Genomic DNA, 23,288 nt, shown 5'->3' with positions numbered 1-23,288 from the left:
CCCCAAAAGAAAAGCGCAAGCACTGCACTCAGGTCCCGGCAAAACATCCTCATCTGTTCTGATTAAAGGTTGGATGATTTTAAGGAAATCCAATGCGCACTAGGGCTTGCCGCCTTTATAAGCAAAATAAATATTCTGTATCCTTTAATGCTTTATTCAGTTGAAAATACTTTAACACAATTCAATCATTCCCGCAACGGAGCTTGGGTGGAGGACTATTTAATAGGCTGCTTATAACGATTTTTGGCATGCACAATACTCGGTCTAATTTTAGAACCTGGTACTGCTCTTCGTATTAGGATATGAACAAACGCACCAGGATTAAATGGGATAAATGGCCATAAGTATGGAACACTTAATGATTTAATACTTGCAAGCCAAATGATAAAGGCAGTCGTTCCTACGATTAATCCTGGTGTGTGGAAAATGGCAACGAGCACTAGAATCCCCAGCCTGGCTAACTTATTTGCAATACTCAACTCATAACTCGGTGTTGCGAATGTGCCAATCGCTGCTAATGCCACGTATAGAATAACTTCCGGAACAAATAATCCGACATCAATGGCAATCTGGCCAATTAAAACGGCTGCAATTAAACCCATGGCTGTGGACAGAGGTGTCGGAGTATGAATTGCCGCGATCCTTAAAAACTCAATTCCGATATCTGCTATAAACAGCTGAATAATGACAGGTATATTTGTTTTCTCATTTGGTCCTATAAAAGCAATCGCTTCAGGCAAAAGAGAAGGTTCTAAAACGAATAAGAACCAGAGCGGCAATAAGAAAAGAGAGGATAGAAGTCCTAAAAAACGAATCCATTTGACGAACGTCCCCACTGCTGGAGATTGCCTATACTCTTCAGCATGCTGGAGATGATGAAAAAAGGTCGTCGGCGTAATGATCACACTTGGTGAAGTATCAACAAAAATAACAACATGCCCTTCCAGCAAATGAGTTGCAGATACATCCGCACGTTCTGTATACCGGACCAGTGGGAATGGATTATAACCTTGCTTTAATAAGAATTCTTCAATTGTTTTATCTGCCATTGTAATTCCATCAATGTCTATTGCTTCAATTTCTTTTCTAATAATGTCAACTAGTTCCTGATCTGCTACATCTTTTATATATCCGATCGCTACGTCCGTTTTTGATCGTTCACCTACTTTAAGTATCTCAAAACGAAGCCGCTCATCTCGAATTCTTCTTCTTGTTAAAGCTGTATTAATAATAATATTTTCTACATATCCATCCCTCGAACCGCGAACCACCTTTTCGGTATCTGGTTCCTGCGGTGTACGGCCAGGATAACTTCTGACATCGACGACAAGCGCTGTGTCTTCGCCTTCCATCACTACTACAATGAGACCGGAAAGAACTTGATCAACTAGTTCATCAAGTGTTTTAATTTTATTAACAGATTGATGGACAAGGCGGTTTTCAATGATGCTAAATAAGTTGGACGATAGCTTCTCATGATCATTAATGGCCACTAGCTCTTCGACAATTTCAATAATGAATTGTGTGTCTGTAAGCCCGTTAACATAGTAAAAATGTACATCTTTTCGCAGAACCTTTAATTTTCGGACCCCTAGATCAAAGCTCTCACCAAGACCAACTCTCTTTTTCATATATGTTTCAATTTCATTTACCGATAAAGGAATGGCCTTCATTTCATCCTTCTTTGCTGCTGTCATACATTCCGCTCCTTTCCAGTATAAGCTTTATCGCTTTAATGGTAATGGGCGATCCCACTGTAAAATGATCCATTTTTCCCATTTTCCCAATATCTCCAATGCCAACGATTATAGGCAGATCCAATTCATCTAAACAATAAACAGTATCTCCTGTAATTCTGCCTTCCTCCATTTCAGGTATGCCATATTTATCTACACCATAGTGTGTGAGTTCACCGAAACGATCAATACAGACATCTACATGTGTCCATTCTTCATGCCTTGTTTTTGATGCGACGGCAATGGCACCTAATACATGGATGCTTTCATGGTGAGCAACATATTTCATTGCATTTTCCCCTGCCCCTTCACCAACAAATCCGCTATCATCAAACATGACAAGCACAGGATCACATTTCGCCTTATGAATGAGCTTAACGATTTGAGGCCCGTCCAATACAGACGGATTTCCTTGTGAAGAAGTAATACATCTGCAGCCAATTTCCTGTGCAGCCAGTTCAACCGCCTTACGGGCATAGACATCTCCATCTGTTATTAGAATGACATTTCTTTTTTCACTCATAAGCCAAATCGATCCTTCCTATTGTCAGTCAAACCTTTACCTACTTTCCTACAAAATACATCCATTGATAGAGGCTGCCGGCGATTTTGCCAAAAACAAGGGCCATCAGGAGAATCACGATTTGCCCGTCAATGCCAATTCTTTTCGCAAGAATCGGAAGCACGTTCAACACCTCTGTTAAGGCTGCTGCAAGCATGCCTACAAAAACACCTGATGATGCACCGAGGGGGATTAAAAACCATGATGGAAATTGGAAATTAAACTCCCAAAGGGTTGCAGCCGAACCTGCGAAAACCCCTAACACCACTGACCATTCGTAATAATGGATCATTTTCATTGTTTTAGTGAGCTGAGTTAGCCGGGGAATGATACCAAGCACCGTCAAAAAAGCAACAAACCCAGCGCCAACAGCCAATCCGCTGGCGAGCCCAATGAACATCACTGCGATAATTTTAATTGTCATCAATGTTTTTCATGCTTTCCTTATTTTCATTCATAGCCACATAGTTATCTAAGTCAAGCTGATAATTGAACATCTCGACTTCCAGCGGGCTTGGCTCTTCATTGAGGCGCTTTTTGAATAAATGATTAAAAAAGATGATCATTCCTGCTCCAAGACCAATTGAATAAGGAATTTGGAATACAAGCGGCTTTTCGTCTGTTATCCCAGTAATGACAGTGAAGATCTTCAAATGAACTTCTCTCATACTTACATCCTCGTGAAAATTCATGATTGTTAGGGCAGCTCCAAAAAACAATAGCAGCCACACTAAGACAAATAACGACATTGACGTTTTTCTTTTTTTCCTGGCCACTTCTACAATGACCTGTGCAGGGCCTATTGTTTGGATCTCAAGCATGTGGTATTTGTTTTTTATAAGGTTGATGACCTTCATTACGTCAATAATAATGATGTTATTATCTTCTTCAATCACCTGATGCATTTTCAAGCTGCTTAATACGGGAAGAAACTCTTCATCTGCAATAATTTGTGCGATGTCCTCTAAATGGATTGCCGTATTCGGTCTGACCTGAAGCCGATGGCGCAAACGAATATACACTGTGTGTTCCACTCTCTTCACTTCCCACGGTAGTGATTTCCTTACATATAGTATGACTTGCATATATTTACTTCATGAAAGGCAATAATTTCATGTTTTGCCATTTGACATTTTCGAAATCCGACTGTGAAAATATCCTATGGTTTTTTTTCAGTGTAAAATTAATCATGTTTGCCGTCCGTTAATTTGATAGATCCGCAAAACTCCATGCTGATTCAAAGTACAAAAAAACCGTATGGATTTACATATCCATACGGTCCTTCATTTGCTGTAATATTTTTTTCTCCAGCCTGGAGACTTGAACTTGGGATATTCCGAGTCTTTCTGCTACTTCAGATTGAGTCTGATCTTTATAATAACGAAGATACACGATCAATCTTTCGCGTTCATTCAACTCTCTAATCGCTTCTTTTAGAGCAATTTTGTCGAACCATTTGCCTTCATTGCCATCATCTATTTGGTCAAGCAGTGTAATTGGATCTCCATCATTTTCGTACACTGTTTCGTGAATAGAGGAAGGCATTCTACCTGCTTCTTGTGCAAGAATAACGTCTTCTGATGGAATATCCAGGTACTCTGAAATTTCAGATACGGTTGGGATTCGTCCTAATGTTTTAGAAAGTTCATCTTTCGCTTTTCGAATTTTATTGCCGAGCTCTTTTAAGGATCGGCTAACTTTCACAGTTCCATCATCACGAATAAACCGCTGAATTTCCCCAATAATCATAGGAACAGCATAAGTAGAAAACTTTACATCATAGCTCAAATCAAATTTATCAACAGATTTAAGCAATCCAATGCACCCGATTTGGAATAAATCATCAGGTTCATAGCCCCGATTTAAGAAACGCTGCACGACAGACCAGACGAGCCTCATATTCTTCTGAACAATTGTATCCCGGGCACTTTGATCACCGCTCTGGCTTTGCTGAATTAACTCCTTGACCTCATGATCCTTTAAATACGTTTGGCCTTTACCTGATTTTACTTCCACATCCATAGCAAGACTCCCTTAATTACATAGCATTTTACTATTTGATAAATGCTTTTTTAAGCGGATTTCTGTGCCTTCCCCTGGGTGTGATACAACCGCTATTTCATCCATAAAGTTTTCCATAATCGTAAAGCCCATGCCAGACCGCTCAAGCTCTGGCTTGGTTGTATAAAGCGGCTGTCTCGCTTCATCGACGTCTGATATACCTAGACCTTCGTCTCGAATAGATAGATCTACCAAACCATCTTCAATTGTGACAGAAATATATACAAGCCCATTAGGGTCGTTTTCATAGCCATGAATAATGGAGTTTGTAACTGCTTCTGACACAACAGTTTTAATTTCTGTAAGCTCATCCATCGTTGGATCAAGCTGAGCAATAAACGCGGCAACTGTTACTCGAGCAAACGATTCGTTTTGACTTAAAGCACTGAATTGAATGTGCATTTCATTTTTCATTGTTAAGCAACCCCCAATCTTTGCAATGCATATTCTTCTGTCGGTTCAAGACGGATGATTTTAAATAAACCGGACATATCGAATAACCTTTGCACTGAAGGGGAGATGGCACAAACAACCATTTCGCCATGTACTTGTTTAATCTGTTTGTATCTTCCAAGTATGACTCCTAACCCTGAACTATCCATAAATGATAGATGCTCGAGGTTTAGAATGATATGACGGATATGAAATTGCTCAATTGCGGCTGAAGCTTGCTCACGCAGTTCGTCTGCAGAATGGTGATCAAGCTCCCCGCTTAATCGAATACATAAAATTTCATTTTTCACTTCCAAGTTAATGTTAAGACTCACTATTCATAGCCTCCTTATGTGGTATGAAGCTGCTAAAGGACCAATAGCAGCATTCGGATGCAGGAAGTGCTTTTTCCAATGAAGCAGGCTCCTTTATCACCCTTTAGTGAGTCAATTTCTATATTTCTATTCCGATATCCTTCAAGAAGACAAAACTAGTGTGCATTCGCCAAAATTAGTAGTCATGAATAGTCCCTTCGACATCTTCTGCCTTCATTCACCTGATTTTGTAAACATGCCCATCGAACGTTTAAATAGTGTCCACCAGCTTGCATCCGAATTATCCTCTTTGGCAACAAGCTTGCTTTCTACAATCGTTTTGCCATCCTTCTCAAAAGTGATCTTGCCGACTTCATCTCCTTTTTTCACAGGAGCCTTAACATCCTCCGACAGCACAATCTTTTGCTTAACATTATCAATATTTTCTCCCTTTTTCGTTAACAGAGAAATAGGCTCACTCGTCACTGCATCAACAAATTTTTGCTCGCCTTTGCTAACCTTAACTTTTCCTAGCGTATGTTCTCTTTCAAACACTGAGTGTGTTTTATATTGACTAAAAGCATAATCCAACATTTTCGTAACTTGTGCGTTGCGGTCCTTAGATGTTGGAGCACCAAATACAACCGCAATGACACGCATTCCATCTATTTCTGCTGTTGCCGTTAAACAATATTTTGCTTCGTTGGTAAACCCTGTTTTCAGTCCATCAACACCGGGGTAAAAACGAACAAGTTTATTGGTATTAACTAACCAGAACTTCTTATCCGTTCCTTCACGCAAGTAGGATTCATAAGTTCCCGTAAAACTCGTTATATCTTCATATTTCAGCAGTTCTTTTGCCATGAGTGACATATCATGTGCTGTACTGTAATGCCCTTCTTCCGGCAAGCCTGTTGGATTTTTAAAGAAGGTATCCTTTAGACCAAGCTCCTTAGCTTTGCTGTTCATCATTTCAACAAATTCATCCTCTGAACCGGCAAGACGTTCTGCCATTGCTACAGAGGCATCATTACCAGAACCAATCGCGATGCCCTGAAGCATTTCCTTTGTCGTCATTTCTTCACCAGGCTCAAGGAAAATTTGTGAACCTCCCATGGAAGCAGCATATTCACTAGTCCGAATTTTCTCATCCCAGGTAAGCTTTCCCTCATCGATGGCTTCCATTATGAGAAGCATCGTCATTACTTTTGTCATGCTGGCTGGCGGCAGCTGTTCTTTACTATTATTTTCATATAAAACCGTTCCTGTATCTCTCTCTATTAAGATCGCTGATTTTACTCCTTCAGCCAATTCTGCTTTTTTCTCTTCTGCAGAAGCTGCAGGTAAGAAGCTTGTGAACATAAAAAAAGAAAGCATCAGTAACGAGACAATTTTTTTCATCCTATAAACCCCTCCAAATTATGACACCAGAATAGACTGATGGTCGTTTCGTTTTATAGCTACCATCATTTCCATAAAATAAAAATCTATACCATTTAGAGAAGAAAATGTTCATTAGGAGGAAGAACAGGAATGAGAAACCTTGATAGGAAAAGACAGAGGCTATAAAGGGGAAAAAGAGACTAAGTTAGTGGCAGAGCAGCTGTGTTTTGAGGCTTTAGGGGTAGGGGCAAAGACTATAAGTGCAGTGTCTACTGGTGTAGTGCAGAATCACGACTCTGATTTCCAAATATAGGATTTAACGGTCGTGTTTAGCTCTGAAACACGCTTAAATTACCATATATCCCCTGTAAAAAGGGCTTCAAGACCTGTCCACTTTCCCCAGCAGCCAGTTTCAAAAGTATTGAAGATATAATTAATTAAAAAAAGCTGCCATATATCCCGGCAGCTCTTTCGTATATATTAATTTACTTTTTAATTCGTTATTTCACCATGTATTAACACAGGAGCACTTACTTTTTCGCTCGTCAGCAGGATATTGGCATATAATTTTTCTTTTACTTCGCTGACATCTTCAAAATTGCTATAGATGGTTACGAGTGAATCACCTTTTTTCACTTCATCACCTATTTTTTTGCGTAGCATTAATCCAACAGCAAGATCGATGGTTGATTCTTTTGTTGCACGCCCTGCTCCTAGAAGCATGGCAGCTGTTCCAATTTCATCAGCCACTATTTCTGATACATAGCCATCCTCTTTTGCTTCAAGTTCAAATTGATATTTTGCTTGAGGCAATTTCTCTGGCTGATCCACAACAGTCGAATCTCCGCCTTGAGAGCTTAAGAATGTTTTAAAGGTTTCAAGTGCACTGCCGTCATTTATCACCTGCTGCAGCTTTTCACGTGCTTCCTCTACAGTTTCAGCTTTTTTCGCCAATACAACCATATGGCTGCCTAGTGTTAAGCATAGCTCTGTTAAATCTTCCGGACCTTCTCCTTTAAGCGTATCAATCGCTTCTTTCACTTCAAGCGCATTTCCGATGGCAAAACCAAGAGGCTGGCTCATGTCTGAAATGACAGCCATTGTATTTCGACCAACATTGTTTCCAATGCGGACCATTGCGCTCGCTAATTCTTTAGAATCCTCTAACGTTTTCATAAAGGCACCAGCGCCCGTTTTCACATCAAGAACAATTGCATCTGCTCCAGCCGCAATTTTTTTGCTCATAATGCTGCTGGCAATGAGCGGTATGCTATCAACAGTAGCCGTAACGTCGCGTAATGCATACAGCTTTTTATCTGCTGGTGTTAAGTTTCCACTTTGGCCAATTACAGCAATTTTATTTTCATTTACTAACTTTATAAATTCTTCATTTTCAATTTCCACATGGAAGCCTTCAACAGCTTCCAATTTATCAATGGTGCCGCCTGTATGGCCTAATCCGCGTCCGGACATTTTGGCAACAGGCACCCCAACTGCCGCTACAAGCGGTCCTAAAACAAGTGTCGTTGTATCACCAACACCGCCCGTTGAGTGCTTATCTACTTTAATGCCTTCAATTTTTTTGAGGTCAATTTGATCCCCTGATTCAACCATAGCCATTGTTAAGTCAGCACGTTCGTTTTCTGTCATTCCTTTGAAGAAAATCGCCATTGTTAAAGCACTCACTTGATAGTCAGGAATTGATCCATCGGTATACCCATTTACAAAGAATTGAATTTCTTCTTTTGTTAATTCAATCCCGTCACGCTTTTTTTCAATTATGTCAACCATTCTCATAGTGTGAATCCGCCCTTCTATTCTCTCTGCAAGTTCTGTCTATAGCGCTGCTTAAGCTGCTTTGCTTACGCCATATTCTTAACTAAAGCTTTTACATATTGAAGGAAATCTTTTTTCACTTTTTCTGTTGTTTCAATTACTTCTTCATGGTTAAGCGGCTGATCTAAGATCCCTGCAGCCATGTTGCTGATGCAGGAAATGCCGAGTACCTTTAATCCTGCATGGCGAGCAACAATAACCTCTGGCACTGTTGACATACCTACTGCATCTCCGCCTAATACACGTAGCATTCTAACCTCTGCAGGCGTTTCATATGTAGGGCCAGTATTGCCGACGTAAACTCCTTCTTTTATATCTATATTCAGCTGCTGTGCAATCTCTTTTGCTGCTTTACGAAGATCTTTTGCATATGCTTCTGACATATCAGGGAACCTGACGCCAAGCTTCGAATCATTTGGTCCGATCAGCGGGTTACTTCCCATATTATTAATATGATCTGAAATCAGCATTAAATCGCCTGGTGTAAAGGATTCGTTTACGCCACCAGCTGCATTTGTAACGATGAGAATTTCAACCCCAAGCTCCTTCATCACGCGTACAGGAAAAGTAACTTTTTCAAAAGAGTAGCCTTCATAATAGTGGAAGCGCCCTTGCATAGCAACAACATCCACACCATTTAAATCGCCAAATACAAGCTGTCCGGCATGACCTTCAACCGTCGACACAGGAAAATCCGGAATTTCGTTATAAGGAATTTTTACTGGTTCAGAAATTTCGTTTGCCAATACCCCTAAGCCAGAGCCTAAAATTAGTCCTATTTTAGGTGCCTTTGAGTATTTTCCTTTTAAAAATGAAGCTGCGTTTACAATTTTGTTTACATCCATGATTTAATCTCCTTCTCATTGTTTTGCAGAGGATTCTTCCCCCTCCAATATTTGGTAGTCTCTCTATTCATTCGGGCTTTACTTTAATTCCTGCAGAAAACTTTTCCCGAATGCCGGAAGTTTCACATTGAAATTTTCCGCAACAGTCGCACCGATATCAGCAAATGTTTCTCTGATCTCCAGTTCTTTTCCCGCTGTCATTCCTTTTGAGTATACAAGCAATGGCACATATTCTCTCGTATGATCTGTGCCGGGATGTACTGGATCATTTCCATGATCAGCTGTCACAATAAGAAGATCATCTTCTTTTAACTTAGCAAATACTTCATCTAAACGAGCATCATATTCCTCTAAAGCTTCTCCATAGCCAATTGGATCTCTTCTATGTCCAAATAATGCATCAAAATCAACTAGATTCAAGAAGCTTAGGCCCGTAAAATCCATGTCCAATGTTTGAACAAGTTTATCCATTCCATCCATGTTGGAAACGGTTCTTAATGATTCTGTAACACCTTCGCCATCATAAATATCTGAGATTTTTCCAATGGCAATGACATCATATCCACCGTCTTTTAGCTCATTCATAACTGTTCGGTCAAATGGCTTTAGTGCATAATCATGACGGTTAGACGTTCGCTTAAATGCACCTGGCTCACCGATAAATGGGCGTGCAATCACACGTCCAACCATATATTTTTCATCTAATGTTAATTCTCTTGCGATTTCACAGATATTGTATTGTTCCTCAATAGGTATGATTTCTTCATGCGCAGCAATTTGCAGGACAGAATCTGCTGAAGTATAGACAATAAGTGCACCCGTTTTCATATGTTCTTCGCCAAGTTCGTCCAATATTTCTGTTCCGCTAGCCGGTTTGTTGCCAATTACTTTTCTGCCAGTTCGGTCTTCGAGTTCATCAATAAGCTCAGGCGGAAAGCCGTCTGGAAACACTTTGAAAGGGGTTTGAATATTCAAGCCCATGATTTCCCAGTGCCCTGTCATCGTATCTTTTCCATTCGATGCTTCTTGCATTTTCGTATAAAAAGCGAGCGGTTTTTCTGCTTTTTCAATCCCCTTGATATTACGGATATTGCTCAATCCTAATTTCCCCATGTTTGGCATATTTAAGCCGTCCATCTTTTCAGCAATATGACCTAATGTATCTGAGCCTTTATCGCCAAACCTTTCTGCATCAGGTGCTTCGCCAATGCCAACTGAATCCATTACAACCAGGAAAATTCTTTTATATGTATGATTTGTCATAAATGTTCCTCCTTTAAAATTGAATCCCCTTACAAAAACATCCTATTTAAATAACGCCTTAAAAGCCAGTCGCTTAGTTGCACCCTATTGTAAAGTAACTGGTGCAGCAGTGCTGCTAATTTCTTAAAGTGCAAAAAATATCTTAATCTTATATTACCCTTATCAACTTTGAATACACATATTCATACGTCAGAAGTCTGACATCTCTATTGTAACGAATAATCATAAAAAAACAAGAAAAAGCTGCCTATTTTTCCAGGCAGCATTGTAAAAAATTTATTAAGCTCTCGGATGAAACTGGCTATAGACATCCTTCAATCTGGTTTTGGTTACATGTGTATAGATTTGCGTTGTTGATATATCTGCATGCCCAAGCATTTCCTGAACAGCTCTAAGATCCGCTCCATTTTCTAAAAGATGGGTTGCAAACGAATGCCGGAGCGTGTGCGGCGTCAAGTCTTTTTGAATTCCTGCCTCTCGTGCCAATCCTTTTAGGATCTTCCAGAATCCCTGCCTTGACAGCCTCTTGCCATGGTGATTTAAAAATAAGGCATCATCTCGGTGTTTTTTGGATACAAACACGGGTCTTCCCTTTTGGAGGTAATCATCAAGTGCTTTAGCCGCTGTGCGCCCAAGCGGAATAATCCTCTCTTTATTTCCTTTTCCGATGCATCTGACAAATCCCATTGTTAAATGAACATCTTCCTGATTTAGCCCAATTAATTCACTGACACGGATTCCAGTTGCATATAAAAGTTCAAGCATGGCTTTATCCCGCAATCCATAATGATTGTTTGATTTTGGCGAATCCAATAGTGTTTCTACATCTGCCATATTTAACACCTTCGGCAATGATTTTTCCTGCTGCGGCGATTCAATATGAACGGACGGATCATGCTCTGCAACTCGCTCACGCAATAAAAATTGATGAAATGCGCGAATCGAGGCGATATGTCTCGCTAATGTTTTAGACGATTTCCCTTCTTTTTTCAGAGATCCTAAAAACTGAATAATTTGCGCACGCTGCACATCATGCCAAGATGCCGCTTTCTCGTCTTCTCTTAAAAAGCGAATATAAAACTTTAAGTCTCTTTCATATGATACAATCGTATTTTGTGCAAGCCCCTTCTCCACTACCAAATAGTGCACAAAGTCCTTTAACTGATCTTCCATTCTTTCATTACTCCCCATTTAGATAGAAAAGAAATAACCTATCCAAGAAATTGCTGTCATGCTCCTCCCCGCTTGATGAGACTTTGACAGCCGCTCCATCGGGCTCATCATAGCGATGATAGTCCTGATATTCTTCATTTAACCACATAATTCCGTAATAGAAAAGAATTGTGCAGCCTGTAAACAGCACAAATACTTTTGTTGTCTGAAAAATCATTTTCATTCCCGATCTCATATATAAATCCTCCAAGCCTGTTGCATATTAGTAAAAGATATGCCAAATTGGACAAGAAATATACCTAAGATGAAAATTCCGTTTGGATATTTAAACGGTTAGTCTCAGTTCCTATAAATTTGGAGAGTGAGATCAGATAATTCGGTGATGAAAGACACAAAAAAACCCTTTCTTTTAATAAGAAAAGGTTAAAGTGTTACTCTTCAGTTTTCGTTTCTTCCTCGTTGTCTTTATCCTGGCATCGGTAGCAAATTCCATGGAAGGTTAAACGATGATCTTTAATTTTAAAGTTCCAGCGTCTCTCGACCACTTCTTCTACATCTTCAAGAAGGTCCTCTTGAATTTCATCGACCGCACCACATTCTATACATACTAAATGGTGATGGAAATGCGCAGCGCCTTCTTGACGTAGATCATATCTGGATACGCCATCACCAAAATTAATTTTGTCCACTATTTTTAATTCTGTTAGTAATTCAAGTGTTCTATATACAGTTGCTAAACCAATTTCAGGCGACTTCTCTTTTACAAGGAGGTAGACATCTTCCGCGCTTAAATGATCCTCTTCATGTTCCAGCAGTACACTTACAGTAGCCTCACGCTGCGGAGTAAGCTTGTAGCTGGATGAATGCAACTGTTTTTTTATTCTATCAATTCTGCTTTCCATACCGAAAGTCCCTCCCTTGCCGCTAACATTCTCATTATAACAGATCACCACATCGTGTCAAAATAAAATAATTACAAATAACTTTTTAGAATGATTATTATGTAATATGTGTGAACAAAATGAGAATGATCGACCAGCAGGTCAGAGCTTCCCTTAGGCACTGATAAGGAAAAAACCAAGATTACGATCGTACCTTGGTTTTCACCTTCCATTATTTTATTGGATCGACTGTATAACGGATTTCATTAATGGCGGTGATATAAATGCTTCAACGCCAGCTGCAGCTGCTATGAAGATTAAAGCGATGGCAAACGCTGCGACATAACGTCCGAATAAAGGAAGCATAGGGTCGCCCATCCTTTTCATAAATTGCTTTTTGATCATCTTTAACGAAAAGGCAACGGCAAGTGTGGCAGCAATAATGAACACCGGAATAATGACTAAGTTTTGCGGCAGGATGGAAACAAACGACAAGAGGAACCCATCCCATGCCATCTGATTAACTAGAAATCCAACAGTAAAGCCTACAACCATTCCTTTTATAAATAACATAATTAGAATAACAGGCAAGCCGATAATCGAAATGCCTAAAAGCCAAATCAGTCCTATATATTTAGCATTATGAAGCAAGCTTTGTTTAAACAAATCATTAGAAGAAGCAACTTCTTCGGTTGATACTTGCCCGAAAAATTGCGATAAGTAATAAAATAAATCTTCCTTTTGAGTAAAGCTTAAGCTATTCACAACAATAGCTCCAAAAATAACGCCCATAAAAAACAAGACAATCACAAATAAATAGATCGAGGAATGCTCACGAAAATGGGTTGCGGCGACGTTCTGGTACATTTTTTTCTTCATTGCTAATCCTCCTGTACATATTCAGTTACTCCATTGTATGCCTGTCCAAATGGAGTCAGAACTATTTCATTTAATTTCCAGAAAGTTATTGAAGATCAGCCGAATTGCGCCTATAATATTATCAATTTACTTGGGAGGGATACTCCATGAATCCAATATTATTTGATTTTCCGGAAAAAATTGAAACTGAACGGCTGCTGATTCGTCCGTGTCTGCCTGGAGATGGGCAAGTAACCTATGAAGCTATTCAGCATTCATTAGAGGAGTTCAAACCTTGGTTTCCATTCGCTCAAAAACAGCAAACGCTTGAAGAAACAGAGGAAAATATACGCAAATCTTATGCTCAATTTATTAGGAAAGAGGATATTAGGCTCCATATTTTTAGAAAAGAAGATCAAACATTCATTGGTTCAATAGGATTACACCGCATATCATGGGAAGTGAGGAAATTTGAAATTGGCTATTGGTGCGATACGCGCTGGACAAAGAGAGGTTATTTGACTGAAGCTGTAAAAGGACTCACCGCTTTTGCGTTTGAGGAGCTTAACGCGAATCGAGTGGAAATTCGCTGCGACACACTTAACATAGCCAGCAGGAAGATTCCTGAACGGCTCGGCTTTAAGCTTGAAGGCATTCTCCGCAAGGATTCGCTGAGTGCAGATGGGACACAATTGCGTAATACATGTGTGTTTGCGAAGGTAAAAGAGTAGAAGACTGCGAGGTTGCGAGGAATAATAGTTTACATGAATAAAACAAAAAAATTCCGGCTGCTCTCCGCGCCGGAATTTTCATTCTGAGATTTTCCCGTATTTTCCGCCGCCGCCTGCAGCAAGCGACAGCTTTCCAATCCGTGCCTTTGCGATCAGATTTGCTATTTTTTCCGGGATGACTTGTCCCAGCTGCTCCTCTGAAACATGATGCAGCACATTCATTTCTGTTCCGAAATGATTTAAAAGTTTTTCAAGCATTTTCGGCCCCAAGCCTGGTACAAACTCAAGCGGGATCTGATGAATATATGGTGGTCTGTCTGCTATACCCGCTTCGGCTGTTTTCAGTTCTAGGATCCGCTCGGCCACACCTTTTACAAATGCATGGTGTCCGCAATTCGAACAAGTATCCTGTGCGCTTTGCCACCGTGTTGAACAGGAAGCACATACGGTTTCATGATACTTTCCAAGTAATGGATCCAAGCCGTAATTAGCGGCAATTTTCCGCCCTTCCTCCCTATGGAGAGCCTTTTTCAATTCTTGAAACGATGGATGCTGCAGATAAAGGGTTTGATACTCGCGTGCAATTTTACTTAATGAATGAGCATCAGAATTCGTTAAAAAAGAGTAACGATGCAGTTCTTCTATTTGGTCTGCCATTTGCGTATTTGAACTCAAACCCAATTCAATTCCATCTATTAAATTCGGATCAAATACTTCTGTTAAGCTTTTGTGAACTCCTTTTCCAAACAGGCTTTTAAAAGGGGTAAACACATGGGCTGGCACAAATAAGCCACCAAGGTCCTTTACTTTTTGCTGCAGTACTTTTCCGTCAGCATAAATTCGCTGGGAGCTGAGTGTAATATTCTTTAAATGCTGTGATAACCAATGCGAAAAACTCTTCATTTCCATTATTCCAGGAAAATAACATAGAACATGAATAGGGCCTTTACAGTTTTCATCATAAATTTCGATCTCAGAGCCAGGAATAATCGTTAAATCACCATAATCTAATCCGCCTTCTTTTGTTTCAGCCATCTCCCCAGCAGCAATCAGCATCTCCATCTCTTGAATCACTTCCGGTGAATGACAATCAATAATACCGATCATATGTAACCCTTTTTCATCACGGGCATGATCAATAATATTTGAAAAGGTCAGCGATTTTGAGCCTGTAATTTTGACCGGCTTCCCTGTATAGGTTCTTCCGATGTGAATATGCAAGTCGGCATAATAATTTCTCATTTCGATGCTTTCAGGGCCTCTTGAAGCTTTAAATATAATACAGCATAAGCCGTCTTGGCATCATAGATTCTCTGCTCATTCACAAGCTGCTCTGCTTCGGCCAGTGTTAATTCCATTAGATTCACAAATTCATCTTCATCTAGTTCTGCACTGTTTTCTTTTTGGGTAAGACCTTTCGCTATGTATAAATGAACAATTTCATCCGCAAATCCCGGTGAAGTATAGAAAGAGGTTAATAGGGACCATTCCGCCGCTTCATACCCTGTTTCTTCCTCCAGTTCTCTTTTCGCGCATTCTTGTGGATCTTCTCCCTGTTCAAGCTTGCCTGCCGGGATTTCTACAATCGTTTTTTCAAGTGCTTTACGATATTGCTCAACCATGATGATTTTCTGTTCATCTGTCACTGCTAAAACAGCAACCGCACCAGGGTGCTTAATTAGTTCTCTTTTTGCATGCTTGCCATTAGGAAGTTCTACATCATCAACTTGCAGACTAATGATTCTCCCTTTAAAAATAGATTCTGTTTTTATTGTTTTTTCTTCAAGACTGCTCATTCCCTGACACTCCCTTGTATGTACATTACCTGCTCTATTTTATCATACCCATTTTTTTATACTATCAGAAAGTATGAATGAGTAACGCAGCAGAAAGTTTCGACGTGTGGCTCATTTCGCTTTAAGCTTGCCCATAGGACGTGGCGAAGACTGCGTTACTTTTAAGGGCGAGCCGCCTTCCGCTTTTCTTGTTGTCCAGCTACAGGCGCTAGGGAATCGAGGTCTTAAGCCAATCTGTCCAGAAGGTTAAAGAACAACCTTCTAGTCATCTTGTCTTAAGCTTGTCGTCCCTGGGCAAGCGCCTTCCGCTTTTCTTTTTGTCTAGCTACAGGCGCTAGGGACTCGAGATCTTAAGCCAATCTGTCCAGAAGGTTAAAGAACAACCTTCTAGCCATCTTGTCTTAAGCTTGTCGTCCCTGGGCAAGCGCCTTCCGCTTTTCTTTTTGTCTAGCTACAGGCGCTAGGGACTCGAGGTCTTAAGCCAATCTGTCCAGAAGGTTAAAGAACAACCTTCTAGCCATCTTGTCTTAAGCTTGTCGTCCCTGGGCAAGCGCCTTCCGCTTTTCTTGTTGTCTAGCTCCGGCGGCTAGCTGCTCGAGGTCATAAGTCAATCCAGCCAAAAGGTTAAAGAACAACCTTCCGGCTGGCTCGCCTTATGCTTGTCGCAGCTGAGCGAGCCGCCTCCGCTTTTCTTGTTAAGTGTTATGATTTGGCGTCTTTGGTTGTCTCCGTTAAAATAAAAGAAAAAACTGGTGGTGGAATGATGGAGAAGAGACAAATTGGCACTTCTGAGCTTCATGCAAGCGTTTTGGGTTTAGGCTGCATGTCGCTTGGTACAGATCTGAGCAAAGGGAAAAATATTATTGAAGCAGCTCTGGATGCCGGCATTAATTATGTTGATACAGCAGATTTATATGATTTTGGCGAAAATGAAAAGATTGTCGGCCAAGCTTTAAAGTCGGTTCGCGATAAAGTGATCATTGCGACAAAAGCAGGGAACCGCTGGAATGAAAACAAAGATGGCTGGAGCTGGGATCCTTCCAAAAAACACATAAAGGAAGCAGTCAAACATAGTCTGCAGAGGCTCCAGACAGATTATATTGATTTGTATCAGCTGCATGGCGGCACAATCGAAGACAATATAGAGGAAACGATTGAAGCATTCGAGGAGCTTGTAACGGAAGGCTACATCCGCTATTATGGCATCTCTTCCATTCGCCCAAATGTGATTCGCGAATATGCGGAAAAATCAAATATCGTCTCGGTTATGATGCAATACAGCATGCTTGACCGCCGTCCAGAGGAGCAGGCGTTTCCCCTTTTAGAGCAGAAAAAAATAAGCGTTGTTACACGCGGTCCACTTGCAAAAGGAATCTTAAACGGCAACCTCGCCAAAGCACAAAAAAACGGCTATCTAAGCTACAGCTATGAAGATTTACAGCAGCTAATCCCGAGCCTTGAAGAGAAGCTTGGCGATCGCTCTCCAGGTGAAATCGCTATGCAGTTTAATTTAGCACAGACTGCGGTCGCGTCTGTCATCGCCGGAGCAAGCTCGGTTGAACAAGTTCAGCAAAATGCTGCCGCAGTCCGCAAACCTGCCCTATCACTGGAAGAATTGAAAGTGATTCAACAACTAACAAGCAGTACCGGATATTCGGAACACAGGTAATAGAAAAAAGGTCATCTTATGTTGATAAGGTGACCTTTTCTGTAAGCTTTTTACTTATATTCACGCCAATTCATATTGCTTTCTCCAAGCAGCTCCTCAAAGCTTTTATTCTTTTCGCGCTGTTTACGTTCTTCTTTCTTGCGGCGCTCTTCTTCTTCCCGCTTTTGATCGGCTTCTGCTTTAAGTTCCTGCTTTTTATTTTTCAGCTGATCCATTAAGCTTTCGTTTAACATGTCTCCGAGCGTAACGGGCTTATCTTCTTGTTTACGGGCCGGCTGCTGTTTTCTCTTCATTGCTTGAATCCTCCGCTTAATTTTTTGCTCATTATAGCAAAAAACTTGTCTCTTGGCGATGTTAAAATCTGAATTAAAAAGCTTCAGTTTTAACAGAGTCATCTACATGTAACTCCGCTTCTGTTGCCTGCACAACCTCTTCAATTGTATAGCCATTTGCCACTTCGGCGAGCTTTAAGCCTGTTTCTGTCACATCAATAACAGCCATTTCGGTGATAATTCGGTTGACGACCTGCTTTCCCGTCAGCGGCAGCGTGCATTTTTTCAGGATTTTCGATTCTCCGTTTTTATTCACATGATCCATTATGACAATGATGTTATTGGCTCCATGCACTAAATCCATTGCACCACCCATGCCTTTAATCATTTTTCCGGGGATCATCCAATTGGCAAGATCGCCTTCCTGTGATACCTCCATTCCGCCGAGTATGGCAATATCGACATGTCCGCCGCGGATCATCGCAAATGATTCGGCACTGTCAAAATAAGAAGAACCAGGGATTGCAGTGACGGTTTCTTTCCCTGCATTGATTAAATCCGCATCCTCTCCGCCTGCTTGCGGATATGGCCCGATTCCAAGTAAACCGTTCTCGGATTGAAGAACCACTTGTTTATTTTCTCCGATATAATTTGCCACTAATGTCGGCATTCCAATCCCTAAGTTTACATAATAGCCGTCTTTAATTTCCTTTTCTGCCCTTCTTGCAATTTTTTCACGGATGGCTGCTTTATCGTTCTTCATATGTACAACTCCTTTCACTTTATTTGCTTACCGTCAAACGCTCAATCCGTTTTTCTTGGGTACCTTGGATCATTCCCTGTACATAAATACTTGGTGTGTGAATGCTATTCGGATCCAGCTCACCGATTTCCTTTAACTCTTCCACTTCCGCAATGGTTACTGTCCCTGCGGCAGCAATCATAGGGTTAAAGTTGCGCGCCGTTTTCCGATAGATCAAGTTGCCCATTTTATCTCCGTGCCACGCCCGCACTAAACTGAAATCTGCTTTCAATGCCTCTTCAAGTAAATATTCTTTGCCATTAAAGACCTTTGTTTCTTTTCCTTCTGCTATCGGTGTGCCAACGCCTGCCGGTGTGTAAAAAGCAGGAATGCCTGCTCCTCCTGCTCTGATTTTTTCAGCAAGCGTCCCTTGCGGCAGCAATTCTACCTGCAATTCCCCAGACAGCACCTGTCTTTCAAACTCTTTGTTTTCTCCCACATAGGAACCGATCATCTTTTTGATTTGATTGTTTTTTAACAGCAGCCCAAGTCCCCAATCATCAACTCCGCAATTGTTAGAGATTACTGTTAAATCTTTTACACCCTTCTCCATTAATGCAAGAATTAGATTTTCTGGTATTCCGCATAAGCCGAAGCCTCCAACCATAATGGTGGCGCCGTCATATATGTCTTTTACTGCATCACTAAATGAGCTATAGATATTTTTCATAGTTCTGCTCCTTTCTCTCCAATTGGGTAAACGCTTACATTTTGTTTCTTCTCTTAATTAGCGCAGAGCCTTATCCATTAATTAATTCGTTAAAAACTGCAATAATCCTCTTATTTTGTCAAAATTCCTATTATTCTTGCATTTCATTAAAAGCCTGCCATACAATAAAGAAAACGCTTTCTTAATAAGTGCAGAAATGCGCTATAAACAATGCTAAAAACTTACTACTTTTTTACTTTATGAAAAAGGAGATGAAAACATGACGGACAGTCTTCCTGCCGAAGTAACAATTATTGAAGTTGGCCCGCGGGACGGTTTACAAAATGAAAAGGAGTTTGTTCCAACAGACGTCAAAAAAGAATTTATTGCTAGATTAAAAGAGGCTGGCATTACAGAAATGGAGATCACTTCATTTGTCTCTCCAAAGTGGGTGCCGCAAATGCAGGATGCTGATGACATTGCCTTCTCCTGTCTGACAGACCATACGCGGGAGATCATCCTTGTCCCAAATACAAAGGGAATCCTCAGGCTCTATCAAACATCCTGCAAGGCTGCTGCTGTATTTGTCGGGGTCAGCAATTCGTTTAATCAAAAAAACATAAACAAAACAACAGAACAAAGCATGTCCGAACTTGTTCCGCTGATCGCTGAATTAAAGGAAAAGGGCTATTTTGTGCGCGCCTGTATTTCTACTGCCTTTTATTGTCCATATGAGGGGAAAATTGCCCCAGAGGACACGCTAAAACTTTGCCGCCAATTTGCTGAAGCTGGCGCTGATGAACTTAGTGTGGCAGATACAATTGGCATGGCCGTTCCTTCAGAATCCTATCAGCTTTTTTCTATGCTGATCAAGGAGTTTCCGAATACATTATTGACCGCTCATTTCCATGATACCCGCAAAATGGCTCTCGCTAATATTTACGCTGCCCTGCAGGCAGGCATCAGCCGCTTCGATACATCTGCCGGCGGTCTTGGCGGCTGCCCGTTTGCACCTGGTGCTTCTGGAAATGCAGCCACTGAAGATGTTGTCTACATGCTCGAGCGAATGGGCATTCAAACCCATATTGATTTGAATAAGCTGCTTCATGCTGTTGATGCCGTCAAGCCCTATCTGTCACGGCCGATTGAAAGCATGTATTATCAATTGCAGTCGTATTAACTTTTTCTTTTGTGAATAGCTCATTCCTATTTGATCCATCTTAAAAGTGATCTTATTTTTAGGAAGGAGCTTGTGAAATGAGCCAAAAGCGCGATAAAGGAAACAGCCAAAAAGGAAAACCAAACAGCGATACAGTCAATAACACAATAGCCGCTGAAGAATTAGAAAAGGCAATTCATCCCACCAAAAGACAAAATTCACAACAGTGATTTGTTCTTTAACAAGTTAGGGCCGCTGCTTTAGCAGACGGCTTTTTTATCATTTATGATGCTACCCTTGCTTCTACACCTCACTTAAAATGGTACTACTATGTACTTCTCCAGTTCCTCCCCAGTTATTCAGCCTGGTTCCTATCAAAATTTTTCGTTTTTCTATCAAATAAAACCGCTTTCCTATCAAAAATTTTCATTTTCCTATCAAATAAAACCGCTTTCCTATCAAAAATTTTCATTTTCCTATCAAATAAAACCGCTTTCCTATCAAACGTTCCTTTCTTCCGATCAAGCATAAATTTATGTTAAGTTTTTTCCTCTTCTACATATCTGTTTTCCCTCTGCATAAGACTATATGTGAAGAGATCACATACGTTTTTCAATTAGATAAATTGTGTAATTTTACATTTTTAGGCTAACTGATAGTTTATTTTTTTCCGTTAATGGTAAAATAAAAGAAAAAACATTAAAGGAGAAATGAACATGAGAAGACTTCTCCGTTTTTTACTTTCTTTCATTCTCTTTTTGACTACTCTAGGGGTTTATTTTTCTAATCGCCTGATGTATATGAAGAAGAAGGATGACGCCTTTATTTTAAATCGCGAAAAAGAGGCTGGCCGATTCGATCCCCTTGCTTTCGAAAATCTTCCTAAAAGAGAAGTTTCCATTCCCTCTCCTTTTGGATATCCTCTAAAAACGATTATTGCGGAACCTCATGACCAGAATAAATACATTATTATTGCGCACGGAGTAACCGAAAACAAAATGAACTCGGTTAAGTATATGAATATCTTTCTGAAGCGCGGCTATAATGCGGTCATTTATGATCATCGCCGCCACGGTGAATCAGGAGGAAAAACAACGAGCTATGGGCATTATGAAAAGTTCGATCTTCAGGCTGTTGTGCAGTGGCTGAAAGCGGAAAAAGGTGCAGAGGTTCAAATTGGCATTCATGGTGAATCGATGGGAGCTGCGACCATGCTGCTATATGCGGGGATGCTTGAGGATGGGGCGGACTTTTATATCGCTGATTGCCCTTTTTCTGACTTTGAGGAACAGCTTTCTCATAGACTGAAAACGGAAATGAAGCTGCTGCCGCCGAAATTGCTCATCCCGCTCGCTGACCTATTCATTCGAGTGCGCCAGCGTTATTCAATAAAAGCTGTATCTCCAATATCGGTAATTGAAAATATTCAAAAGCCCATTCTTTTTATACACAGCCAATTGGATGATTTTATCCTGCCAACAATGACCGAAGAACTTTTTCAGCGCAAACAAGGTCCAAAAAAGCTCTATTTGGCGACAAACGGCATTCATGCTCAATCGTACAATGAGAATAAGGAAGACTATGAGCGTGTCATTGATGAATTTTTGGATGAGTATGTTGATGCAAAAAATGAGCATGTGGAACCAGTGCCCAGCAGCTCTTAGCTCAATATATAAAAAGCCCTGGATCTAGGTACTGCTCTAAGTTGAAAAAAACGGCATGAAGACACTTATCATACAAGCTCTTCATGCCGTTTCTTTATACACTTGCTTTTTTCGTTTGATCAATCAGACTCATGCGCGGGTTTAAATACTGATTAGGACTTTTTAGCTGAAAACAGTTCGCTGCTTCAGAAAAGTCAATAATGAGCTTTTCATCAAGAAAGACGATTTTAGACTTTTCTATATATATACTGCCTGAAGAAGTTACAACCTCAAGATCATCACTATCGAGTTCGTCTACAAGCCATAATGCTGCCACACCGCTGACAACACAGCCGCATCCCTCTGTATCATATTTCAGTTTCAAATATCCTTCTTTTCCCTGTAGCCGTTCGTTTAATTTAACAGCTGCTGCTTCTGTAATCTTTATTTCCATGAATACTTCTCTCCTTTCATGGCTTAGTATGTTATTTTAACATATTTCTTGCCGCTTCTTCTGCTATTTTGCTTTTGCCTGTTGCTTTCTAGCTCTCTTCCTTATACCATAGTCACGAGGGGGATTGAGAGCATGTCAAAAGTACAAATTAAAGTAAATGATAATGGATCACTTCGCATTTCTGGTGATGTCGAGCTAATTGATGCAGAAGGAAATCCGTTTGAAACAAAGCCAGCATTTTCGCTTTGCCGCTGCGGGTTAAGCGCAAAAGCTCCGTTTTGTGACGGAAGCCATAAAGGTAAATTTGAATCTGTCGTTCGGGCGCCAAAGCCAGAGAGTTCCGAAGAATAAGATTCCACATGCATATGTTTTCAGTATTCTTCCTGATGGCATATGCATTTTTCATTTTTTCATACGACAGGCAGCTAATATATTGTCTTAAGCTAGTCGCACATCTACTACACTGCCTAAATCGATGCGGTGAATTTCATGAAACCGGTCAGCAATGTGAAGGCGTTTGTTCATTTCATCCCAAAAGTGGATGGTTCCCATCGTCAGCTCATACTTTTGGCGACAATAATGCGTGATGACCACGCAGCTGTGAAATTCCATCGCTTCCGCCAGCACTTCATTCAGCCTTTCCACTTCCTGTTCATCAAGCTCTTTCTTTTGTTCGTATTGATCCTCTTCTGCCCAGTCACGCAGCATCTTCACATGTTCTGGCAGCATCATGGCTGTCCATTTAATTCTTCCCCGATCCCGAATCATG

28 protein-coding genes are annotated in these 23,288 nt (G+C 40.6%); 6 read left to right on the top strand and 22 right to left on the bottom strand.

The genetic code is table 11. The features are described from left to right. Window positions 1-215: 215 nt before the first annotated feature. From B7E07_RS08140 to spoIIM, 15 genes are all read right to left on the bottom strand, one after another. A complete protein-coding gene (locus B7E07_RS08140) occupies window positions 216-1,697 on the bottom strand; it encodes a spore germination protein (protein WP_080845391.1) in 1,482 nt (493 codons plus the stop codon). Further along, window positions 1,675-2,259 carry a stage V sporulation protein SpoVABEA gene (locus B7E07_RS08135; protein ID WP_080845390.1) on the bottom strand — a complete coding sequence of 195 codons (585 nt, stop codon included), beginning with the start codon at window positions 2,257-2,259 and terminating at the stop codon, window positions 1,675-1,677. The genes B7E07_RS08140 and B7E07_RS08135 overlap by 23 nt, the downstream gene beginning before the upstream one ends. A gap of 40 nt (window positions 2,260-2,299) precedes the next feature. After that, entirely contained in the window at window positions 2,300-2,722 is a 423-nt protein-coding gene (locus B7E07_RS08130; RefSeq protein ID WP_080845389.1) for a stage V sporulation protein AB, read from the bottom strand. After that, a complete protein-coding gene (locus B7E07_RS08125) occupies window positions 2,712-3,332 on the bottom strand; it encodes a stage V sporulation protein AA (RefSeq protein WP_080845387.1) in 621 nt (206 codons plus the stop codon). Before B7E07_RS08125 ends, B7E07_RS08130 begins: the two co-directional genes overlap by 11 nt. 229 nt (window positions 3,333-3,561) lie before the next feature. Further along, a complete protein-coding gene (sigF, locus tag B7E07_RS08120) occupies window positions 3,562-4,320 on the bottom strand; it encodes an RNA polymerase sporulation sigma factor SigF (RefSeq protein ID WP_080845385.1) in 759 nt (252 codons plus the stop codon). 12 nt (window positions 4,321-4,332) lie between these two features. Further along, complete coding sequence (gene spoIIAB, locus B7E07_RS08115; protein ID WP_066443984.1) at window positions 4,333-4,773, bottom strand: anti-sigma F factor; 441 nt, start codon at window positions 4,771-4,773, stop codon at window positions 4,333-4,335. Between the two features lie 2 nt (window positions 4,774-4,775). Next, window positions 4,776-5,126 (bottom strand): anti-sigma F factor antagonist, encoded by a 351-nt coding sequence (gene spoIIAA, locus B7E07_RS08110; protein WP_080845383.1) that lies wholly within the window; start codon window positions 5,124-5,126, stop codon window positions 4,776-4,778. 213 nt (window positions 5,127-5,339) lie between these two features. Beyond that, window positions 5,340-6,506, bottom strand: coding sequence for a D-alanyl-D-alanine carboxypeptidase family protein (locus tag B7E07_RS08105; protein ID WP_080845381.1), 1,167 nt, complete (start codon window positions 6,504-6,506; stop codon window positions 5,340-5,342). A 474-nt stretch (window positions 6,507-6,980) separates the two neighbouring features. Continuing rightward, window positions 6,981-8,285: a pyrimidine-nucleoside phosphorylase gene (locus tag B7E07_RS08100; RefSeq protein WP_080845378.1), complete on the bottom strand. Its 1,305-nt coding sequence runs from the start codon at window positions 8,283-8,285 to the stop codon at window positions 6,981-6,983. A gap of 65 nt (window positions 8,286-8,350) precedes the next feature. Then, complete coding sequence (locus B7E07_RS08095) at window positions 8,351-9,169, bottom strand: purine-nucleoside phosphorylase (protein ID WP_080845375.1); 819 nt, start codon at window positions 9,167-9,169, stop codon at window positions 8,351-8,353. A gap of 78 nt (window positions 9,170-9,247) precedes the next feature. After that, window positions 9,248-10,432, bottom strand: a complete 1,185-nt coding sequence (deoB, locus tag B7E07_RS08090; protein ID WP_080845371.1) for a phosphopentomutase — start codon at window positions 10,430-10,432, stop codon at window positions 9,248-9,250. A gap of 279 nt (window positions 10,433-10,711) precedes the next feature. Beyond that, entirely contained in the window at window positions 10,712-11,605 is an 894-nt protein-coding gene (gene xerD / locus B7E07_RS08085) for a site-specific tyrosine recombinase XerD (RefSeq protein WP_080845367.1), read from the bottom strand. A 7-nt stretch (window positions 11,606-11,612) separates the two neighbouring features. Continuing rightward, on the bottom strand, window positions 11,613-11,840 hold the full coding sequence (locus B7E07_RS08080) for a YqzK family protein (protein ID WP_080845363.1): 228 nt from the start codon (window positions 11,838-11,840) through the stop codon (window positions 11,613-11,615). Window positions 11,841-12,036: 196 nt separating this feature from the next. Continuing rightward, on the bottom strand, window positions 12,037-12,507 hold the full coding sequence (fur, locus tag B7E07_RS08075; protein ID WP_080845359.1) for a ferric iron uptake transcriptional regulator: 471 nt from the start codon (window positions 12,505-12,507) through the stop codon (window positions 12,037-12,039). 216 nt (window positions 12,508-12,723) lie between these two features. Then, window positions 12,724-13,365 (bottom strand): stage II sporulation protein M, encoded by a 642-nt coding sequence (gene spoIIM, locus B7E07_RS08070; protein WP_080845357.1) that lies wholly within the window; start codon window positions 13,363-13,365, stop codon window positions 12,724-12,726. Between the two features lie 146 nt (window positions 13,366-13,511). Between spoIIM and B7E07_RS08065 the strand changes: the two genes are divergently transcribed. Next, on the top strand, window positions 13,512-14,075 hold the full coding sequence (locus B7E07_RS08065) for a GNAT family N-acetyltransferase (RefSeq protein ID WP_080845354.1): 564 nt from the start codon (window positions 13,512-13,514) through the stop codon (window positions 14,073-14,075). 78 nt (window positions 14,076-14,153) lie between these two features. Here B7E07_RS08065 and B7E07_RS23575 read toward each other — a convergent pair whose 3' ends face one another. After that, window positions 14,154-15,317, bottom strand: a complete 1,164-nt coding sequence (locus B7E07_RS23575; RefSeq protein ID WP_080845350.1) for an endonuclease Q family protein — start codon at window positions 15,315-15,317, stop codon at window positions 14,154-14,156. Beyond that, window positions 15,314-15,871, bottom strand: a complete 558-nt coding sequence (locus B7E07_RS08055) for an NUDIX domain-containing protein (protein WP_080845346.1) — start codon at window positions 15,869-15,871, stop codon at window positions 15,314-15,316. The genes B7E07_RS23575 and B7E07_RS08055 overlap by 4 nt, the downstream gene beginning before the upstream one ends. Before the next feature lie 763 nt (window positions 15,872-16,634). Here B7E07_RS08055 and B7E07_RS08050 point away from each other — a divergent pair. After that, the gene (locus B7E07_RS08050; RefSeq protein ID WP_080849143.1) at window positions 16,635-17,540 is read left to right on the top strand and encodes an aldo/keto reductase; all 906 of its coding nucleotides are present in this window, start codon (window positions 16,635-16,637) and stop codon (window positions 17,538-17,540) included. Window positions 17,541-17,590: 50 nt separating this feature from the next. Here B7E07_RS08050 and B7E07_RS08045 read toward each other — a convergent pair whose 3' ends face one another. The 3 genes from B7E07_RS08045 to B7E07_RS08035 form a co-directional block, all read right to left on the bottom strand. Beyond that, on the bottom strand, window positions 17,591-17,833 hold the full coding sequence (locus tag B7E07_RS08045) for a YqkE family protein (RefSeq protein WP_066451526.1): 243 nt from the start codon (window positions 17,831-17,833) through the stop codon (window positions 17,591-17,593). Window positions 17,834-17,906: 73 nt separating this feature from the next. Continuing rightward, window positions 17,907-18,575: a CoA transferase subunit B gene (locus B7E07_RS08040; RefSeq protein WP_080845344.1), complete on the bottom strand. Its 669-nt coding sequence runs from the start codon at window positions 18,573-18,575 to the stop codon at window positions 17,907-17,909. A 19-nt stretch (window positions 18,576-18,594) separates the two neighbouring features. Continuing rightward, on the bottom strand, window positions 18,595-19,284 hold the full coding sequence (locus B7E07_RS08035; protein ID WP_080845343.1) for a CoA transferase subunit A: 690 nt from the start codon (window positions 19,282-19,284) through the stop codon (window positions 18,595-18,597). A gap of 259 nt (window positions 19,285-19,543) precedes the next feature. Here B7E07_RS08035 and B7E07_RS08030 point away from each other — a divergent pair, with 259 nt between their 5' ends. From B7E07_RS08030 to B7E07_RS08025, 3 genes are all read left to right on the top strand, one after another. Continuing rightward, window positions 19,544-20,443 carry a hydroxymethylglutaryl-CoA lyase gene (locus tag B7E07_RS08030; RefSeq protein ID WP_080845341.1) on the top strand — a complete coding sequence of 300 codons (900 nt, stop codon included), beginning with the start codon at window positions 19,544-19,546 and terminating at the stop codon, window positions 20,441-20,443. A gap of 77 nt (window positions 20,444-20,520) precedes the next feature. After that, entirely contained in the window at window positions 20,521-20,652 is a 132-nt protein-coding gene (locus B7E07_RS24410) for a hypothetical protein (RefSeq protein WP_257297433.1), read from the top strand. 486 nt (window positions 20,653-21,138) lie between these two features. Further along, entirely contained in the window at window positions 21,139-22,086 is a 948-nt protein-coding gene (locus B7E07_RS08025) for an alpha/beta hydrolase (RefSeq protein ID WP_080845340.1), read from the top strand. Window positions 22,087-22,180: 94 nt separating this feature from the next. Here B7E07_RS08025 and B7E07_RS08020 read toward each other — a convergent pair whose 3' ends face one another. Beyond that, entirely contained in the window at window positions 22,181-22,519 is a 339-nt protein-coding gene (locus B7E07_RS08020) for an iron-sulfur cluster biosynthesis family protein (protein ID WP_080845338.1), read from the bottom strand. A gap of 132 nt (window positions 22,520-22,651) precedes the next feature. Between B7E07_RS08020 and B7E07_RS08015 the strand changes: the two genes are divergently transcribed. Continuing rightward, window positions 22,652-22,870, top strand: coding sequence for a CDGSH iron-sulfur domain-containing protein (locus B7E07_RS08015; protein ID WP_080845337.1), 219 nt, complete (start codon window positions 22,652-22,654; stop codon window positions 22,868-22,870). Window positions 22,871-22,957: 87 nt separating this feature from the next. Here B7E07_RS08015 and B7E07_RS08010 read toward each other — a convergent pair whose 3' ends face one another. Next, complete coding sequence (locus B7E07_RS08010) at window positions 22,958-23,287, bottom strand: YolD-like family protein (protein ID WP_080845336.1); 330 nt, start codon at window positions 23,285-23,287, stop codon at window positions 22,958-22,960. Window position 23,288: the final 1 nt, after the last annotated feature.

Source organism: Cytobacillus gottheilii, from assembly GCF_900166665.1.
Taxonomy (GTDB): domain Bacteria; phylum Bacillota; class Bacilli; order Bacillales; family Cytobacillaceae; genus Cytobacillus; species Cytobacillus gottheilii_A.
Note: the sequence above shows the minus strand (reverse complement) of the source record. Positions and strands in the feature narration are given on the sequence as shown.

Bases quoted from the DNA above. Each gene is read 5' to 3' on its own strand.
- B7E07_RS08140 (WP_080845391.1), bottom strand. From the start codon at position 1,697: ATGACAGCAGCAAAGAAGGATGAAATGAAGGCCATTCCTTTATCGGTA.
- B7E07_RS08135 (WP_080845390.1), bottom strand. From the start codon at position 2,259: ATGAGTGAAAAAAGAAATGTCATTCTAATAACAGATGGAGATGTCTAT.
- B7E07_RS08130 (WP_080845389.1), bottom strand. From the start codon at position 2,722: ATGACAATTAAAATTATCGCAGTGATGTTCATTGGGCTCGCCAGCGGA.
- sigF (WP_080845385.1), bottom strand. From the start codon at position 4,320: ATGGATGTGGAAGTAAAATCAGGTAAAGGCCAAACGTATTTAAAGGAT.
- spoIIAB (WP_066443984.1), bottom strand. From the start codon at position 4,773: ATGAAAAATGAAATGCACATTCAATTCAGTGCTTTAAGTCAAAACGAA.
- B7E07_RS08105 (WP_080845381.1), bottom strand. From the start codon at position 6,506: ATGAAAAAAATTGTCTCGTTACTGATGCTTTCTTTTTTTATGTTCACA.
- B7E07_RS08100 (WP_080845378.1), bottom strand. From the start codon at position 8,285: ATGAGAATGGTTGACATAATTGAAAAAAAGCGTGACGGGATTGAATTA.
- B7E07_RS08095 (WP_080845375.1), bottom strand. From the start codon at position 9,169: ATGGATGTAAACAAAATTGTAAACGCAGCTTCATTTTTAAAAGGAAAA.
- deoB (WP_080845371.1), bottom strand. From the start codon at position 10,432: ATGACAAATCATACATATAAAAGAATTTTCCTGGTTGTAATGGATTCA.
- xerD (WP_080845367.1), bottom strand. From the start codon at position 11,605: ATGGAAGATCAGTTAAAGGACTTTGTGCACTATTTGGTAGTGGAGAAG.
- B7E07_RS08080 (WP_080845363.1), bottom strand. From the start codon at position 11,840: ATGAGATCGGGAATGAAAATGATTTTTCAGACAACAAAAGTATTTGTG.
- fur (WP_080845359.1), bottom strand. From the start codon at position 12,507: ATGGAAAGCAGAATTGATAGAATAAAAAAACAGTTGCATTCATCCAGC.
- spoIIM (WP_080845357.1), bottom strand. From the start codon at position 13,365: ATGAAGAAAAAAATGTACCAGAACGTCGCCGCAACCCATTTTCGTGAG.
- B7E07_RS08065 (WP_080845354.1), top strand. From the start codon at position 13,512: ATGAATCCAATATTATTTGATTTTCCGGAAAAAATTGAAACTGAACGG.
- B7E07_RS23575 (WP_080845350.1), bottom strand. From the start codon at position 15,317: ATGAGAAATTATTATGCCGACTTGCATATTCACATCGGAAGAACCTAT.
- B7E07_RS08055 (WP_080845346.1), bottom strand. From the start codon at position 15,871: ATGAGCAGTCTTGAAGAAAAAACAATAAAAACAGAATCTATTTTTAAA.
- B7E07_RS08050 (WP_080849143.1), top strand. From the start codon at position 16,635: ATGGAGAAGAGACAAATTGGCACTTCTGAGCTTCATGCAAGCGTTTTG.
- B7E07_RS08045 (WP_066451526.1), bottom strand. From the start codon at position 17,833: ATGAAGAGAAAACAGCAGCCGGCCCGTAAACAAGAAGATAAGCCCGTT.
- B7E07_RS08040 (WP_080845344.1), bottom strand. From the start codon at position 18,575: ATGAAGAACGATAAAGCAGCCATCCGTGAAAAAATTGCAAGAAGGGCA.
- B7E07_RS08035 (WP_080845343.1), bottom strand. From the start codon at position 19,284: ATGAAAAATATCTATAGCTCATTTAGTGATGCAGTAAAAGACATATAT.
- B7E07_RS08030 (WP_080845341.1), top strand. From the start codon at position 19,544: ATGACGGACAGTCTTCCTGCCGAAGTAACAATTATTGAAGTTGGCCCG.
- B7E07_RS24410 (WP_257297433.1), top strand. From the start codon at position 20,521: ATGAGCCAAAAGCGCGATAAAGGAAACAGCCAAAAAGGAAAACCAAAC.
- B7E07_RS08025 (WP_080845340.1), top strand. From the start codon at position 21,139: ATGAGAAGACTTCTCCGTTTTTTACTTTCTTTCATTCTCTTTTTGACT.
- B7E07_RS08020 (WP_080845338.1), bottom strand. From the start codon at position 22,519: ATGGAAATAAAGATTACAGAAGCAGCAGCTGTTAAATTAAACGAACGG.
- B7E07_RS08015 (WP_080845337.1), top strand. From the start codon at position 22,652: ATGTCAAAAGTACAAATTAAAGTAAATGATAATGGATCACTTCGCATT.
- B7E07_RS08010 (WP_080845336.1), bottom strand. From the start codon at position 23,287: ATGATTCGGGATCGGGGAAGAATTAAATGGACAGCCATGATGCTGCCA.